This window comes from Gallaecimonas zhanjiangensis, from assembly GCF_057624825.1.
In genome coordinates, this window is sequence record NZ_CM172603.1 from 108,051 (window position 1) to 122,976 (window position 14,926).

Here is a 14,926-nt window from a genome sequence, read left to right on the forward strand (position 1 = left end):
ACGTCCTTGTGTTGGTCAGTGGCCCGGTTTGCCGCCCTCGGCAAAGGGAGGCTTAGCAAACCAGATAACCACGGTAATGGCCAGGAAGATGATGCCGAACAGCCAGAATATATCATTGAGGGCCAGGGTCGCGGCCTGGGTGTTGATCACCTGGTTAAGGGCAGCATCGGCGCTTTGCGGGGGTAGCCCCTGCTGCTGCATCCCTTGCAAGAAGGCTTCGGTGGCTGCGCCGCCGCTTTGGGTACTTTCGGTGAGCACCGCATGGTGGTAGATGGTGCGATGGTCGTACAAGGTGGTGCTGACCGCCGTGGCTACCGAGGCGGCCAGGGTCCGAAAGAAGTTAGACAACCCCGAAGCCGAGGCCAGCTGCTCTGGGGGCAGCCCCGAGAGGATGATTTGGTTCACCGGCACAAAGAACAGGGCGATGCCGGCCCCCATCAGCAGCCGCGGTTCGGCTACATCCCAGTAATCCATGTTGGTGGCCGAGGAGGCCATCCAGAACGAGGCGGCCGCAAAGACGGCAAAGCCCAAGGTGTTGAGCACCCGCAGGTCGAACTTGTCCTGGTTGGCGCCGATGATGGGCGACATAAAAATGGCTGCCAGCCCCACCGGCGCTACCGCAAAGCCGGCCCAGGTGGCGGTATACCCCATCACCGACTGCAACCAGTTGGGCAGCACCACGGTGCCGCCGAAGAAGGCGAACATGCCAAGGGACAGACACGCCACCCCCACCAGGAAGTTGCGCCGGCCCAGCAGGCGAAGGTCTATCACCGGGTTTTTGTGCATTAGCTCCCAGGCGATCAGGAAGGTAATGCCCACCACCGCGACCACCGCCAGGGTGGTGATGAGGTTGGAGGAGAACCAGTCTTTGTCGTTGCCGTTATCCAGCATGAACTGCAAGGAGCCCACGCCCACCGTCAGCAGCACCAGGCCCACGGCATCGATGGGTTTGTGCACGGTTTTGGTCTCGCGCTTTCTCAGCAGGCTCAAGGTCACCAGCAGTGAGAAAATGCCCACCGGAATGTTGATATAGAAGATCCAGGGCCAGGAGAAGTTGTCGGTGATCCAGCCCCCCAAAATGGGGCCAAATACCGGCGCTATCACCACCATCATCACCCATAGCGCCAGGGCGATGGAGCGCCGCTGGGGAGGATAGTTGTTCAGCAGCAGGGTCTGGGACAGTGGCACCATGGGGCCGGATACCAAGCCTTGCAGCAGCCGAAAGAAGATCAGCATGTCCATGCTGGTAGACAAGCCGCACAGGAACGAGAACACCACGAACAGCGCCACCGACACCGCAAAGGTGCGCACCTCGCCAAAGCGCTGGGAGATCCAGCCGGTCAAGGGCTGCATGATGGCGCTGGCCAGGGAGTAGGCGCTGATGGCCATGGTGCCTTCCGAGGCGCTCACCCCCACATCGCCGGCGATGGTGTGCACCGACACGTTGACGATGGAGATGTCCAGCACCTCCATGAAGGTGGCCATGGCCACCCCGGCGGTCAGGGCGATAAGCGGCGCGCCTTTTAACGGCTCGCCGCTCTGTTCGCGGCTGAAAAACCCTGTCATCTGGCAACCAGGTTGGCGTTGATGATGGCCTGGGCATCGGCGCGGGCAGCGGCTTGCTGGCCTTGGTAGATGTCGGTGCTCATCACGTCTTTATCTGCTGGCTGCTGGGGCAGGGCGCTGCCGTTACGGTCGTGGGTGTCGATGGTCACCAGGGTCGAGAGCCCCAGTTGCAGCGGTTTTTGGGCCAGTTCTTGTGGGTCGATGGCGATACGCACCGGCAGCCGCTGGATCACCTTGATCCAGTTGCCGGTGGCGTTCTGGGCCGGCAGCAGCGAGAACACGCTGCCGGTGCCGGCGGTCAGGCCCACTACCTTGCCGTGGTAGGTCATGTCGCTGTGGGCATCCACTTTGAGGGTGACCGGCTGGCCTACCCGGATATGGGCAATTTGGGTTTCCTTGAAGTTGGCTTCAATCCAGGCGTTATGGAGCGGCACCACCGTCAGCAGGTTTTGCCCGGCCTGGATATGCTGGCCGGCTTGCACCTGGCGCTTGGCCACGTAACCGTCAATGGGCGAGCGGATCTCGCGGCGCTTGTTGTCTATCCAGGCGCTCACGTAAGCGGCCTCGGCCTGCTGCACCGCCGGGAAGCGGGGTACGGCCATGCCGTCTACCGCCACATGGGCGGCGCGGGCGCTGGCCTTGGCCTGCTCAAAGGCGGCCTTGGTGGCTTCCATCTGGCGACGGGCGGCGTCGACGTTTTCTTTGGCGGCGGCCCGTTCAGCCAGCAGCGGTTTGCGGCGCTGGTAGTCTTCTTCGGCGCGCACATAGGCCGCTTCACTTTGGGCCACGGCAGCGTCGGCCTCGGCGGCTTGGGCAATTTGTTGCTGGGCCTGGCGTACCGCTTGGCTGAGCTGGCCTTCGGCGCGGGCCAGCGCCAACTCGGTGTCTACCGGGTCCAAGGAAACCAGCACTTGGCCTTTTTTGACCAAATCGGTGCTGTCGGCCATCACCGTAATCACGGTGCCGTTGCTGCGTGAAGAAATGCTTACCTGATCGCCGGTGACGTAGGCGTCGTCGGTTTCTTCCTGGTAGGCCAGCACCAGTTTGTCGTAGGCGTACCAGGCGCCACCGGCCACGATAAACACCAGGGCGATGATCGCCAGCACCACGCGGCGCTTGGTGGGTGAGGTTTCCTGCGGCGGCTTGTTGTTGTCCTGTTCTGTCATGGTGAGTCCTCAAGGGCCGCAGGTTGGGCGTTGTCTGTTGCTGTGGGGGCGGGCTCCTGATAGCCACCTCCCAGTTCATGGATAAGCTGCAGCTGGGCGTCCAGGCGCTGGGCGGTCAGTTGCAGCTGGCTGTCGGTTTGGCTGTCCAGCTCCAGGCTGGCGCCGAGGGCCTGGCGGGGGTCGTCTACCCCTTGCTTGACCCGCAGGCTGGCCCGTTGGTACTGGGAGCGGCTGGCCAGCCAGCGTTTTTGCAATTCGCCAGCGGCATCGGTCAGTTGCCCCAGGGTCAGTACCTGCTGAGCCACCTGGGAGGCGGCCTGCACCACGGTTTGGTTGTAATTGGCAATGGCGCTGTTGAGCTGGGCATTGCTGGCAGCAAAGGCGGCGTCCAGGCGGCCGGCCTCGAAAATGGGCAAGCTGATGGACGGCCCTACCGTGCCCAGGGTGAGCTGGGCGTCGTCACCGCTCCCAAGGTCTGGGAAGCTTTTCAAAAAGCCGGCCAGGCCGCTCAGGCTGATGTTGGGGTAATAGGCGGCGCGGGCCTGCTCTATGCCCTGGCTGGCGGCTTCTACTTGCCAACGGGCGGCGACGATATCGGGGCGGCGGCCAATCAGGCCAAGGCCGGCATCGGCAGGCAGCGCCCCGGCTGGGGTGGGCAGCGGTTTGCCCTCAAGGGCGCCCAGTTGTTTATCACTGATGCCCATCAGCGCGGCTATCTGGGCATGGATAATGCGCTGTTGGCCAGCCAGCATGGCTTGTTGCTGGCGAACCTGCGCCAATTGAGCCCGGGCTTTATCGAGGCTGTCTTCCTCTTCTACCCCGGCAGCTACGCGTACTTTAACCACCCGCAGGTATTCGTTGGCGGTGGCCAAGCTCCCCTGGCTGACCTTGAGCCTTGCAGCGATGGCCTGCCACTGGAAATACAGCGCCGAGAGGTTGTATTGCAGGGCGCTTAAGGCTGCGGCCTGGCTGGCCTTTTGGGCATGGGCGGTGTCAATGGCTTGCTTGAGGGCCGCTTCTTTCTTGCCCCAAAGGTCTAAGTCCCAGCTCAGCCTGGCGCCAACAATACCGGCCACGCCTTGGGTGGTGTTGTTGATATGGCTGTCGCCGGAGTCGGCATCGATATCGCTCAGGCTGTAGCCCGCCGTGCCATAACCTGTGATTTCGATGTTTTTGTCGGCTTCTTTACGGGCGATATCGCTGCTGGCCTGGCGGTAGCGGGCCATGGCCACATCCAGGGTTGGAGCGCCAGCCATGGCGGTCGCCATCAGCTTATCTAATTGCGGGTCATGGAAATTCTGCCACCAATTGGCGGCGGGCCAGCCGGGCGCGCTGTCTGGCAGCCCGGCCAGGGGTGCCTGGTCGCGCAGGGAGAATTCGGGTTTGGGGCGCTCGGGAGCCGTACAGCTCGCCAGCAGTAAACAAAGCCCCAACCACAGTGGGGTGATGAGGCCTTTGCCTGGTTCCTTGTGCATTCGCATCCACCCTTGGCGTCGGGAGAGAGTGGCTTTGGGTTAACCGGTTGCCGGCCGGATAACCATCAAAAATCAGTCCCGGCAGCTGTCCGGGACTGGTTGAGATTTGTTAACGCAAAAAAACGCTGTTCGTAGAGCCTACCCAAGTACCAAGAAGATGCAATAGAACAGTGCGTTTTCCAAGGTAAAACCCTTTACGGCAAAGCGATACCCCGGGCTTGGAAACGTTTCATCAGGGTTTTGGAAACCAGCATGAAAAGGGCGCCGCACACCAAGGTGGCGATGGCCAGCTCCAGGTAGTAATGGGTGTAAATGGGCAGGGTGAGCTCGGGGGCCAGCTTTTTCTCCGGCAGAGCCACCAGGCCGCTCAGTTTGCCCGACACCAGGTTGGACAGAGACACCACCAGATAGAACACCCCCATGGCAAAGGCCATCATCTCCATGTGGCAGTAGAGGGAGATCATCGACAGGCCGATGGCGCTGATCAGTAGCTCAGAGATGGTCAGGGTCAGGTAGGAAAGGCCGATGTAATCGCCGTTCACCAGGCCGTTGTGCTCACTAAAGCCGGAGGCGTAGAGCAAGAAGATGCCAAAGGCCCCCAGCAGCAGCCCGGCCGAGAATTGGTAGGGAATGTTAAAGCCCGGAAAGCGCTTATAAACCTTGGAGATAAAGGAGCCAATCAAGATGATGGCAATGGGGTTTATCAGCTGGAACGAGGCCGGATACAGGGTAAAGCCCAGCAGTTCGTGGTTGGAGTTGTTCTTGGTAAAGAGGATGAGGCTGGTGTTCATCTGGGTGTAGAGCACGAAGAACACGAATACCGCCAGCAACAGATAAATAGACATCAGCTGCTTGGAACGGCTAACCCCTTGCAAGGTGAGGGTTTTACGGACGTAGAACACCAGGGTCACGGCAATGCAGGTGCCAATGAGGTAGAACGACAGCCCAGGCTGGGAGAACAAGAAGCAGGTAACGGCGTAAGCGGCAGCAAAATAGCCGACCAGCAGCCCTATGTCGCGGCGGCCAATGGCTTGAGAGTCCTTGCCAAACAGCACGTCACGGTAGAGTTTGCCGCGCAGGGCGAAGTTGAGCCAGGCAATAAACTTGCCGGCAAAGGCCACCAGGAAGATAGACATGGGCCCCAGGCTCGAATGCAGCAGGTAAGGGGCCAGGCCGATACCGAGCATGGAGCCGATGTTGACCATCACGTAGTAGACGGTCATACCGCGCTTGGCACCCTGCTCGTCACCTTCGTAGATGCGGCCGATCAGCGCCGAAGCGGTGCCGGTATAAAGGGAGCTGCCGATGGGCACCAGCGCATAGGCCAGCAAGAAGGCTTCGCGCATGTTGCTTTTAAAGGCGTCGGTGGCCACCACCAAAATAAGGTAGGCAAAAGCCAGCAGGCAGGCGCCGATATTCATGGCCCGCCTGACCCCCAGCACCTTGTCGGCCAGATAGCCACCAACCACCGGCAGGATATAGCCCATGGCTTGCACCACGCCGTACATCAGGTAGGCGTCGTGGTCGTCCATCCCCAGGCCGTCCTGGGCCACCGGCATGGTAAAAAACACAATCAAAATGCCGACAAAGGTGTAGCTGGCAAACATGCTCCAGAAGGTCATGCTGGCAATGTTGAGAAGCTGCTTGGTTTTGGTGTTCATAAGGTCGCCAAAAAGTGATGCCTCGGCTTAATCGAAGCAAAGAAGAACCCAGGGCTTAGCTTTGGCAACTTGTCATGGCGGGGGCTGAGTACAATGTCATCAGGCCTAAAAGGTGATCGGGCGCACGGAAAAAAGCGGCTGTTAAAGAAAAAACTGATGCAATGTAACGTGCTGTTAAAAAAGCCAAAACACCAATGAAAAGCGGCCATCTGGCCGCTTTTGTGCATCACTTGATAGAAGCGGCCAGAGCCAGGGCTTCGTCGATCAGGGCGTCGCTGGCCCCTAGGTGGCCGGCCGGGTCGCAGGCCCTGGCCAGCTCGTCGTCGCTGAAATGGGCCATCACCGCCGGGGTGTCGCGCAGCAGCGCCAGCAACTGCCAGTGCGGCTCGGGATGGCGAGCTATGGCGTCTTTGACCAAGCCGTAGGCCTGCTCGCGGCCCACCTTCTCGGCCAGTTTCATCATCACTGCCTCAGAGAGGATAAGGTGGCGCGAGGCCTGGAAGTTATCGCGCATCCGCTGGCTGTTGATGTGCAGCTTGGCCAGCAACTTATTGGCCCGCAACAAGCCCCCCGACACCGCCAGGCAGGCCTCGGGCAGTAACGACCAGTCCAACATGCGGGCCGAGGAGGAGCGCACATCCTGCTGGTCGAGCATGGCCGGGGCGCTGCTGGCGTACATCCAGCCCAACCGGGCCAGGGCCTGGATCATATTGGCGGCGCGAGGGTTGGCCTTGTGGGGCATGGTGCTGGAGCCGCCGCCGCTTTCCCCTTCTTGCACCTCGGCGATGGGGGCGCGGCTCATTAGCTCCACGTCGTTGGCGATGCGCAGCAAGGTGCCGTGCACCAGGGCGAAAAACTGCACCACTTCCACCAGGCCGTCATGGCTGGCGTTCCATTGGCCTTGGGGGCAAGGCAGCCCCAACTTGGCCAGCAGCCGGTTGCGTATTGCCATGCCCTGGCTGCCTACCGACGCCAGGTTGCCGATGGCGCCGCCATACATGCCCATGGTTGCTCTTGGGGTCAGCTCCTCAAGGCGCTGCCAGTGCCGGCAAAGCTCGGTGAGGTACGAGCTGGCATGAAAACCCCAGGTGCTGGGGGCGGCGTCCTGGGCGTTGGTGCGGGCCACCATCAGCGTGTGGCGGTGGGTCTCGACCATGGCCGAGAGCGAGGCGATAAGCTCGCTAAGCTGCGTCTTGATAAGGGCCAGGGCCCGTTGCAGGCGCAACGCCTGGCCGCTGTCCAGCACATCCTGAGTGGTGGCGCCCCAATGCAGGTACTTTTGCGCCAGCGGGCCACCGGCCGCCGCTATCTGGTCTATCACCGGCTTGATGGCCATGCCCACTTCGGCGGTGTCCAGCGCCAGGCGCGACCAATCCAGGTTGTCCACCAAGGCCGCTTGGGTAATGGCCTGGGCCGCCTCGGTGGGGATCACCCCCAGCTCTGCCTGCACCTGAGCCAGGGCGGTTTCCACGCTCAGCCAGCTCTTTACCATTTCATCGTCCGACCACAGCGCCGCCATGGCTGGGTTGCTAAAGAGCGGCCCGTAAAGTGTTGAATCGTAAACGGAGGTGCTGCGTGCGCTGCGGTCCATGTCAGGCTCCCATACTGCTTAGGATGATAAGGGTGACGATGCCGCCCAGCATCGGTAGCGCCGTGCGTTTAACCAAGTCCATCGGTGACACCTCGGCCACCCCGGCGCAGGCGATGATCACCCCTGACACCGGCGAGAAGGACCGAAACAGCCCCGCCGCCAGTTGCATGGGCATGGCGATAACGGCGGTGCTGACCCCGGCCTGGGCCGCCACGCCGGGCGCCAGGCTTGAGAAGCTAAAAAAGGCGGCGTTGCCCGAGCCCGACAAAATCGCGGTCAGGCCGATAATGGCGATAAGCACGATGGTGATGGCCACGTAGCCAAAGCCCAGGTGCTCGGAGGTGGACAGCAACAAATCGATAAAACCCATGGCCTTGAGGCCGGCGACAAAGGTTTGGGCGGCGATGATAAGCGACACCACCGAGGCGAAAATGGCGCCCATGCCTTGCAGGTACACCGACAGCGACGCCGCCACCGTCTTGCCGTCGCGGCAATACAGGTACTGGCAGGCCATGGCCACGAACAGGCTGATGAACATGGCGGTGATCACGTCCACCTGGATGCTGGCGATGCCGTATTTGCTGAAGGTCAGCAGCAGCGCCAGGGGCATCACCGGCAAGAAGGCAAACCAGCGAGGGGCCTGGGCGCTGTCTTTGGGTTTTTCAACGGCCTTGAGCGAACCCTTGCGCTGCTCGCGCCGGTCAAAATAGGACTGAGACAGGTAATGCAGCACTGCTATCACCAGCATCACCACCGGCGCGTACAGCATCTGGTGCTGCACAAAATAGGTGGCGGCGTCGATGCCAATCACGTCTGCCGCCTTGTTGGAGGCGCCGGAGGCCGGGCCCAAATCCAGGCAAGCGGTGGTGGCGATCACCGCCGCCGACGCCGCCGGCGAGCAGCCTACCTTGATAAGCACCGGGTACAGGGCCACCAGCAACAACATGGCCAGGCCCACGGCGCTGGGGATAAAGATATTCAGCACCTGGCCCAGCAGGTAGGTAAAGGCGAGGATCAGGTAAGGGTTTTTGATCCACGACAGCGGCTTGGTGGCCACCTCAACCATGGCATCGGCGGCGCCGATGTGGTTCATGTATTTGGAAAAGCCCCCCACCGCCATGATGATAAGCCCCAGGTTACCCAGGGTGGTGGCGCTGAAATATTTGATGATTAAAAAGAAATCGATGAAATGGCTGCCCGATGTGGTTAATTTTCCGGGCAAGAAGGAGGCATTGGAAAAATAACAACCGATGGCCATCATTAATAAGCCGGCGGCAAATAAAACGGCTGAGGTTTGGTAGCGTTTTATTACCAGATAACCAGCGCCTATCACGATAGGAATGGCGAGGAGTGCAATCATCTTTGTTCCTTAAATGGCGATATTTTGTTATAAGTGCCAGTACTGCTTTATTTTCTGCTTTTGCCATTGTGCACATGTTTTTGCCTGGGAGAATGGGAAATCCCTATTCCCATCCCGGGGTAACCATTATCAGGATCAAAAGAGGTCGTTATGCCCGGTCCGCAAACCCTGCACCTTGCCGATTACCGGGAGCGGCTGGCCAGCCTGCAACACCTGCCGGAAGCCGAGCTGAAAGTGGCCCATTACATCGAGGGCATCTTCAAAGAACTGCCGTTTTACGGCATTACCGATATCGCCAACACCTGCGGTGTCAGCAAGGCCACCATAGGGCGCTTTCTCAATAAAATAGGCTTTTTAGGCTATGCCCGCTTCAAGGCGGCGGTGGTCAGCTCCCTGGAGCAAGGCCGCTCCCCTTCGCCGTGGGAGGCCGCCAACCGGGGGCTGATGTCTGACGACCAGGCGGTGTTTGCCTGCCACGTCAAAGATGTGGTGGGCAACCTCTATGACTCCCTGGACCAGATAAGCGCCAGCGACTTTGACCAGGCTGCTAGTTATCTTGCTGATTTATCTAAAAAACTCTATGTGATTGGCCCGGCGTCTAGCGGCTCGCTGGCGGTGTACTTCACCACCTTCATTCGCTACATCCGGGGCGACGTGCAGCAGCTGTCGCTGGACACCTCGCTGCTGCCTCACAGCCTGCTGGATGTAGATGAGCACAGCGTGCTGTTCGTGATTTCCTTCTACCGGTTCAATGTCGATGCGGCCAAGGTCACCAAGTGGTTTCGGGCCAGGGGCGCCAAGATCGTGGTGCTCAGCAACACCTCGGCCAACCCTTACAGCCCCCATAGCGACATCGAGCTGATTGTGGCCAGCAAGTCCGGCAGTATTTTTCAAAGCCGCAGCAGTGGCCTGGTATTGATTGAAGCGCTGCTTCGAAAAATCGCGCTCGATCATATGGATAAGTCGCGAATGGATGCCCTGGAATCCCTTTTTGGTGAATTTAATACCTTCCCATAAAAAAGGGCCCTGCTTGTTAAAACAGGGCCAAGTCCACTACAGAAGGTTAACGGTTGGTTAGTCTTTCAATAAATAAGGGTGCAGGCCTTTGGCGTCGGTTATCTTTTTCACTTCTTTACCGTCTTGATAAATAACGGCATAAAGCGGTTTATCTTTTTTGTATTCGACTTTGGTAATAAGTTGACCTTGGTCATTATAAATTTTACGGGTGCCCTCCCGAGAAGAACTCTTATAGGGAATTTCCTGGGAGACTTTACCGTTTTTAAAATAATCGACCCGCATACCGGTTTTACGGCCATGGCTGTTGCGCTCAAGGCGGCTTAGCACTTCCCCGCTGGGGTAGTAGTGCACTTCCTTGGTGCTGCGGGCATGGCCGTTGTCGTAGGTGGTGGCCATTTTCAGCTGGCCGTTGTCGTAGTACTCCTCTACCGGGCCAGCCATCTTGCCCTTTTTGTCGTAGCTCGCACTGAGGCGAACTTTGCCGTTCTCAAAGTACTGGGTATAGGGGCCAAAAGGCTTATTTTTGCGGTACTGCCCTTTGGAGAGCAGCTTGCCGTCTGGGTAGTAGGCCAGGGCCTCGCCGTCGCGGTGGTGTTTGTTGCCGCTAACCGCGACCACGGCTTTGACTTGGCCGCCGGGGTAGTAGGTGGTTTCCTTGCCGTTGGCATAGGTGGGGGCGCCCAGTTGGTAGTCGTTGGCGAGCACCGGTGCGCTACCCAGCAGCAGGGCGGCAATGGCCAGCAGGTTATTTGCTTTCATTGATGTCTCCCATGATGGCTTGGACAGCGTCGAGCTGAACGATGAAGTTGTCGTGCTCGGCCCCTTTGACGGTGTGTTCCTGCCAGTTCAGGGGGGTATTAAGGGCTTTGGCCACGTCGCGGGCGTAGTTGAAGTAGTAATGGCCTCGTTCAAATCGGCCGTCGATGCCGGTGCGGTTAGCCTCGGGCTCGTTGCGGAACAGGTAGTGGTTAAAGTCGTCGTCGTGGTCGCCCAGCATCAGGGTCAGGGGCAGGGCGAAGAACCGCTTCAGGGTGGCGGTGTCAATCACGTCCACACCGCGCAGGCCGTAGGGCCACCTTTCGTCGCGGCTGGGCAGGGTGTACCAGCCGGGGTTGGCGACGATGGCCATCTTGATTTTGGCCTCGGGGTAGAACATCAGCATGCGCAGCAGGTATTGGCTGCCGCCGCCGTGGCCGTAGGCGTAGTAGCGAGTGGCGTGGGAGTCTTCACGGGTTTTAAAATCGGCGAAGATCTTATCGGCCAGGGTAAAGCTCCACTGGTCTTTGGGGTTGATCTCCTTGGGCACCACCAGGCCTTTGAGCTCGGCGCGGCTGACGGCGTGATAGACATTGCCGAGGTTATAGCCGTTGGCGCCGGGGTAGAGCTGGGTGGAGTACTCGGGCACCAGCAGCATCAGGTTGTATTTTTCGGCCAGCGCCTTCCACTGGGCTGAGTAGTTGTCGGCGTCGCGCTTGCGGCCGTGAAAGACAAACAGCACCGGAGTGTCGGCGGTGTAGTGGGACGGCTTGTAGTACCACACCTTCATCACCTGGCCGTTTTTGCCGGTGGCGGCCGGCAGGTTGTAGTCGTAGGTGTGATAGCCCTGTTCCAGGGCGGCGCTGGCGGCAAAGGACAGCAGCGACACCAGCATTGCAAATAGCATTCTCATGAGTCACCCCTTCGGTTTAGAAGTAGAAACGCAGCCCGAAAACATAGCTGTTTTCGTCTTTCACCCTGTCGCTCAGATAGGTGGCCGACAGATAGGTTTGAGAGGCCAAGCGGTAGCGCAGTTCGGCCCGCCAGTCTTCTTTTTTGCGGGTAACCGACACCTCTTGGATGCTGGAATAGCCCAGGGTCAGGCGGGTGCGGCCCATATCGTAGGCCACCAGGCCGTCAAAACCGTTGAATTTGCGCTCGGAGTTGTCGTAATCGGTGAGGATTTGGTGGTTGGCGGTGAAGCCGATGTTGAGGTCGCCGTAGTAGAAATCCAGGCCACCGATGAACTGCTGGTGCTCTTTTTCGTTTTTGTCTTCGATGCTGGCTTGGGAGGCGTTGAAATCGCTGTAGGCCAGCACCGGGATCAGGGTCATGTCGCCGCTTTTATAGGTGTAGCGGTAACTGGCCATGGTGCCGTCGTCCACCTTGTCGCTGGAGTTGCCGTTGCCCATCACGTAGGCGGCCTCGAACAGGTGGTTACCGTGGCTGAAGTTCCATTGGATGGTGCCGTCCTGGCGGTTGAACTGATAGGAGTTGTCGATGCGGGTCAGCAGGTAGCTGTTGGTGTTGGGCACCCAGTTCATGTACTTGTAGGTGATCTTGATGGCCTGCCAGAGCGGGTTCTGGGTGCGGCCAAACAGCAGGTCGCCGTATTTTTTGTTGCTCAGCCCCAGGTAGGCGTAGCGGGCGTTCCAGGTGCCGTCGGCATTGGTGTTGGTCTCGTACTTCTCGGTATTGACCTGCCACTCGTATTTGCCCACCACCCGGGTGCCTTCCAGGGGCGAGTCGTCAAAGGCAGACAGAGCCCGGGACATGCTGATACCCAGGCGGCCACCCATGTGGGTGTCGGCGCCGGTATCTTCCGAGCGTTCCCAGTCGTTACCGACCTGGGCCTGCAAACGGCCGTAGATATCCAGGGTGTTATCGGCATCTTTATAGACGGTTTGGCCATGGGCGGCGCACGACAGACCCCCAATCACCACGGCGGCGGCCAGTGGCGCAAATGCAATTTTCTTATTCACGTTGTCTTCCTGCTGTGTTTTTTGGTTTTGGCTGCATCGGCCCTGTTGCGGGCCTGGCTGGAAGATTTAACGCAATTGCGACAACAAATGGACGGGAAAGCGGCTTTCCCAGTCAGGGAAACGCCCTTTCCCGATGGGGAGGCGGGAATAGGGAAAAAAGGCGGCGCTCAGGCCGCCTTTTTACCCTCAAGCGAGGGCGGCTTGATAGCGCGCTTCCACCTCGGCCCAGTCAACCACCTGGTAGAAGGCCTGAATGTACTCGGGGCGCTTGTTTTGGTACTTGAGGTAATAGGCGTGCTCCCACACGTCCAGCCCCAAAATGGGGGTGTGGCCGTGCATCAGCGGGCTGTCCTGGTTGAGGGTATTTTCCACCACCAGCTTTTTGTCGCCGGTTACCGACAACCAGGCCCAGCCGGAGCCAAAGCGGGCCACGGCGGCAGTGGTGAAGGCCTCTTTGAAGGCGTCAAAGCCGCCCAGCTCTTTATCGATGGCGTCGGCCAGCTGGCCCTTGGGGGCGCCGCCGCCCTCAGGCGACATGACCTGCCAGAACAGCGAATGGTTGGCGTGGCCGCCGCCGTTATTGATAACCGCCTGGCGTTTGGCGTCAGGCAGGTCACTTAAATGGCGCAGCAGCTGCTCAACCGGCATGGCTGCAAAGCCGGTGCCGCTCAGGGCGTCGTTGAGTTTATCCACATAGGCCTGGTGATGGCGGCTGTGGTGAATTTCCATGGTCAGCGCGTCAATGTGGGGTTCGAGGGCGGTATAGGCGTAGGGCAGGGTGGGGAGTTGGTGTGCCATAAGCTGATCTCCTTGGCTGTGGGTGTCGCCAGGCCTTGAGCCCTGGCGAGGGGAGTTCAGTAAAGCACTTTCCCATAAAGATCAAAAGAGAATCGTTATCAATAAATGCTTGGTAAAATAGCTTGAGACCATCGCTTTTGCTGGCAAGGACGGGGCAAACGCCTGAAGGCAGCAGCTTGTCGCAGCGGCTTTACATTATTGCAACCTTCTGTAGTAGCCTGATCCCAGGTTCCTTTTTGAGTATCAGCCCATGCAATACCAAGGTCTTTTCGCCCTCAGCCTGCTGGCCAGCAACCTGGCCTGGGCCGGCTCCGTTGAAGAGCTGGCCGATAAGGTTCAGCCCCAGGTGGTGGAGTGGCGCCACCATTTCCACCAACACCCGGAATTGTCCAACCGCGAGTTTCAAACCGCGGCTTATGTGGCTAAGTACCTCAAAAGCCTGGGCCTTGAGGTGCAGACCGGCGTTGCCAAAACCGGGGTGGTGGCGGTGCTGGACAGCGGCAAGCCGGGCCCGGTGGTGGCCCTTCGCGCCGACATGGACGCCCTGCCGGTTAAAGAAGTGAACAACCTGCCCTACCGCTCCGAAGTCACCGGCGAATACAACGGTGAAACGGTGCCGGTGATGCATGCCTGCGGCCACGACACCCATATCGCCATGCTGATGGGCGCCGCCAAGGTGCTGGTGGCCATGAAGGGCGAGCTCAAGGGCAAGGTGAAGTTTATCTTCCAGCCCGCCGAAGAGGGCGCGCCGGTGGGAGAAGAGGGCGGCGCCAAGCTGATGGTCAAAGAAGGGGTACTGAAGAACCCCGATGTGGACGTGGTATTTGGCCTGCACATCAATTCCCAGACCGACATCGGCACCGTCAAATACCGCGCTGGCGGGGTGATGGCGGCGGTGGACCCGTTCAAGATTGAAGTGCACGGCAAGCAATCTCATGGCGCCTACCCCTGGATGAGCGTCGACCCTGTGGTGACTTCGGCGCAAATGGTGATGGCGCTGCAAACCATCGTCAGCCGTGAAGTGAAAGTCATCGACAACGGCGCCGTGGTGAGCGTGGGCATGATCAAAGGCGGCAACCGCACCAACATCATCCCTGCCGAGGTGGAGCTGGCCGGTACCGTGCGCACCCTCAACCCCAAGGCGCGGGAGCTGGTGTATGAAGCCATGGCCCGTAAGGTCAAAGGCATTGCCGACAGCATGGGCGCCACCGCTACCCTGACCATGCCCTATGGCGACTCCTACCCCATCACCTACAACGACCCGGCGCTGATGGCCAAGATGCTGCCCACCTTAAGCCGCACCGCAGGGGAAGGCCACGTCAAAGAAGCCCAGGCCGTAACCGGCGCCGAGGACTTCTCGTTCTACCAGGAAAAAGTCCCGGGCCTGTTCCTCTTTGTGGGCGGCAAACCCCTGGATGTACCCGAAGACAAAGCGCCCTCCCACCACACCCCGGATTTTTACGTAGACGACGCCGGCATGAAATTGGGCGTAAAACTGCTCTCCAACCTCACCCTCGATTACATGCAAAAGAGCTGAGATTAACGCGCACAAAA

General features: G+C 59.5%; 12 protein-coding genes. 2 read left to right on the forward strand and 10 right to left on the reverse strand.

The annotated features are described in order from the left end of the window. Positions 1-15: 15 nt before the first annotated feature. The 6 genes from AC22G1_RS00490 to dcuC all read right to left on the reverse strand — a co-directional run bounded on the left by AC22G1_RS00490 (position 16) and on the right by dcuC (position 8,819). Entirely contained in the window at positions 16-1,566 is a 1,551-nt protein-coding gene (locus AC22G1_RS00490) for a DHA2 family efflux MFS transporter permease subunit (RefSeq protein WP_487315064.1), read from the reverse strand. Then, a complete protein-coding gene (locus AC22G1_RS00495; RefSeq protein WP_487315065.1) occupies positions 1,563-2,732 on the reverse strand; it encodes an HlyD family secretion protein in 1,170 nt (389 codons plus the stop codon). The genes AC22G1_RS00490 and AC22G1_RS00495 overlap by 4 nt, the downstream gene beginning before the upstream one ends. Next, positions 2,729-4,207, reverse strand: coding sequence for an efflux transporter outer membrane subunit (locus AC22G1_RS00500; protein WP_487315066.1), 1,479 nt, complete (start codon positions 4,205-4,207; stop codon positions 2,729-2,731). Before AC22G1_RS00500 ends, AC22G1_RS00495 begins: the two co-directional genes overlap by 4 nt. Before the next feature lie 194 nt (positions 4,208-4,401). Then, positions 4,402-5,868, reverse strand: a complete 1,467-nt coding sequence (locus AC22G1_RS00505; RefSeq protein WP_487315067.1) for a peptide MFS transporter — start codon at positions 5,866-5,868, stop codon at positions 4,402-4,404. 226 nt (positions 5,869-6,094) lie between these two features. Beyond that, positions 6,095-7,459: a class-II fumarase/aspartase family protein gene (locus tag AC22G1_RS00510; protein WP_487315068.1), complete on the reverse strand. Its 1,365-nt coding sequence runs from the start codon at positions 7,457-7,459 to the stop codon at positions 6,095-6,097. 1 nt (position 7,460) lies between these two features. Next, positions 7,461-8,819 carry a C4-dicarboxylate transporter DcuC gene (gene dcuC, locus AC22G1_RS00515; protein WP_487315069.1) on the reverse strand — a complete coding sequence of 453 codons (1,359 nt, stop codon included), beginning with the start codon at positions 8,817-8,819 and terminating at the stop codon, positions 7,461-7,463. Between the two features lie 150 nt (positions 8,820-8,969). Between dcuC and AC22G1_RS00520 the strand changes: the two genes are divergently transcribed. Beyond that, positions 8,970-9,836 (forward strand): MurR/RpiR family transcriptional regulator, encoded by an 867-nt coding sequence (locus AC22G1_RS00520; protein WP_487315070.1) that lies wholly within the window; start codon positions 8,970-8,972, stop codon positions 9,834-9,836. Positions 9,837-9,893: 57 nt separating this feature from the next. Here AC22G1_RS00520 and AC22G1_RS00525 read toward each other — a convergent pair whose 3' ends face one another. The 4 genes from AC22G1_RS00525 to AC22G1_RS00540 all read right to left on the reverse strand — a co-directional run bounded on the left by AC22G1_RS00525 (position 9,894) and on the right by AC22G1_RS00540 (position 13,372). Beyond that, positions 9,894-10,595: a toxin-antitoxin system YwqK family antitoxin gene (locus tag AC22G1_RS00525; protein WP_487315071.1), complete on the reverse strand. Its 702-nt coding sequence runs from the start codon at positions 10,593-10,595 to the stop codon at positions 9,894-9,896. Beyond that, positions 10,582-11,505 carry a hypothetical protein gene (locus tag AC22G1_RS00530; protein ID WP_487315072.1) on the reverse strand — a complete coding sequence of 308 codons (924 nt, stop codon included), beginning with the start codon at positions 11,503-11,505 and terminating at the stop codon, positions 10,582-10,584. The genes AC22G1_RS00525 and AC22G1_RS00530 overlap by 14 nt, the downstream gene beginning before the upstream one ends. 16 nt (positions 11,506-11,521) lie before the next feature. Beyond that, positions 11,522-12,574: a porin gene (locus AC22G1_RS00535; protein ID WP_487315073.1), complete on the reverse strand. Its 1,053-nt coding sequence runs from the start codon at positions 12,572-12,574 to the stop codon at positions 11,522-11,524. A 186-nt stretch (positions 12,575-12,760) separates the two neighbouring features. Then, entirely contained in the window at positions 12,761-13,372 is a 612-nt protein-coding gene (locus AC22G1_RS00540; protein WP_487315074.1) for a superoxide dismutase, read from the reverse strand. A gap of 250 nt (positions 13,373-13,622) precedes the next feature. On the opposite strand from AC22G1_RS00540, the gene AC22G1_RS00545 reads away from it, so the two are divergent. Next, the gene (locus AC22G1_RS00545; protein ID WP_487315075.1) at positions 13,623-14,909 is read left to right on the forward strand and encodes an amidohydrolase; all 1,287 of its coding nucleotides are present in this window, start codon (positions 13,623-13,625) and stop codon (positions 14,907-14,909) included. The last annotated feature ends 17 nt before the right edge of the window (positions 14,910-14,926 follow it).

Coding starts and splice junctions, on each gene's coding strand:
- AC22G1_RS00525 (WP_487315071.1), bottom strand. CDS start 10,595: ATGAAAGCAAATAACCTGCTGGCCATTGCCGCCCTGCTGCTGGGTAGC.
- AC22G1_RS00545 (WP_487315075.1), top strand. CDS start 13,623: ATGCAATACCAAGGTCTTTTCGCCCTCAGCCTGCTGGCCAGCAACCTG.
- AC22G1_RS00500 (WP_487315066.1), bottom strand. CDS start 4,207: ATGCACAAGGAACCAGGCAAAGGCCTCATCACCCCACTGTGGTTGGGG.
- AC22G1_RS00510 (WP_487315068.1), bottom strand. CDS start 7,459: ATGGACCGCAGCGCACGCAGCACCTCCGTTTACGATTCAACACTTTAC.
- AC22G1_RS00540 (WP_487315074.1), bottom strand. CDS start 13,372: ATGGCACACCAACTCCCCACCCTGCCCTACGCCTATACCGCCCTCGAA.
- AC22G1_RS00520 (WP_487315070.1), top strand. CDS start 8,970: ATGCCCGGTCCGCAAACCCTGCACCTTGCCGATTACCGGGAGCGGCTG.
- AC22G1_RS00530 (WP_487315072.1), bottom strand. CDS start 11,505: ATGAGAATGCTATTTGCAATGCTGGTGTCGCTGCTGTCCTTTGCCGCC.
- AC22G1_RS00495 (WP_487315065.1), bottom strand. CDS start 2,732: ATGACAGAACAGGACAACAACAAGCCGCCGCAGGAAACCTCACCCACC.
- AC22G1_RS00490 (WP_487315064.1), bottom strand. CDS start 1,566: ATGACAGGGTTTTTCAGCCGCGAACAGAGCGGCGAGCCGTTAAAAGGC.
- dcuC (WP_487315069.1), bottom strand. CDS start 8,819: ATGATTGCACTCCTCGCCATTCCTATCGTGATAGGCGCTGGTTATCTG.
- AC22G1_RS00505 (WP_487315067.1), bottom strand. CDS start 5,868: ATGAACACCAAAACCAAGCAGCTTCTCAACATTGCCAGCATGACCTTC.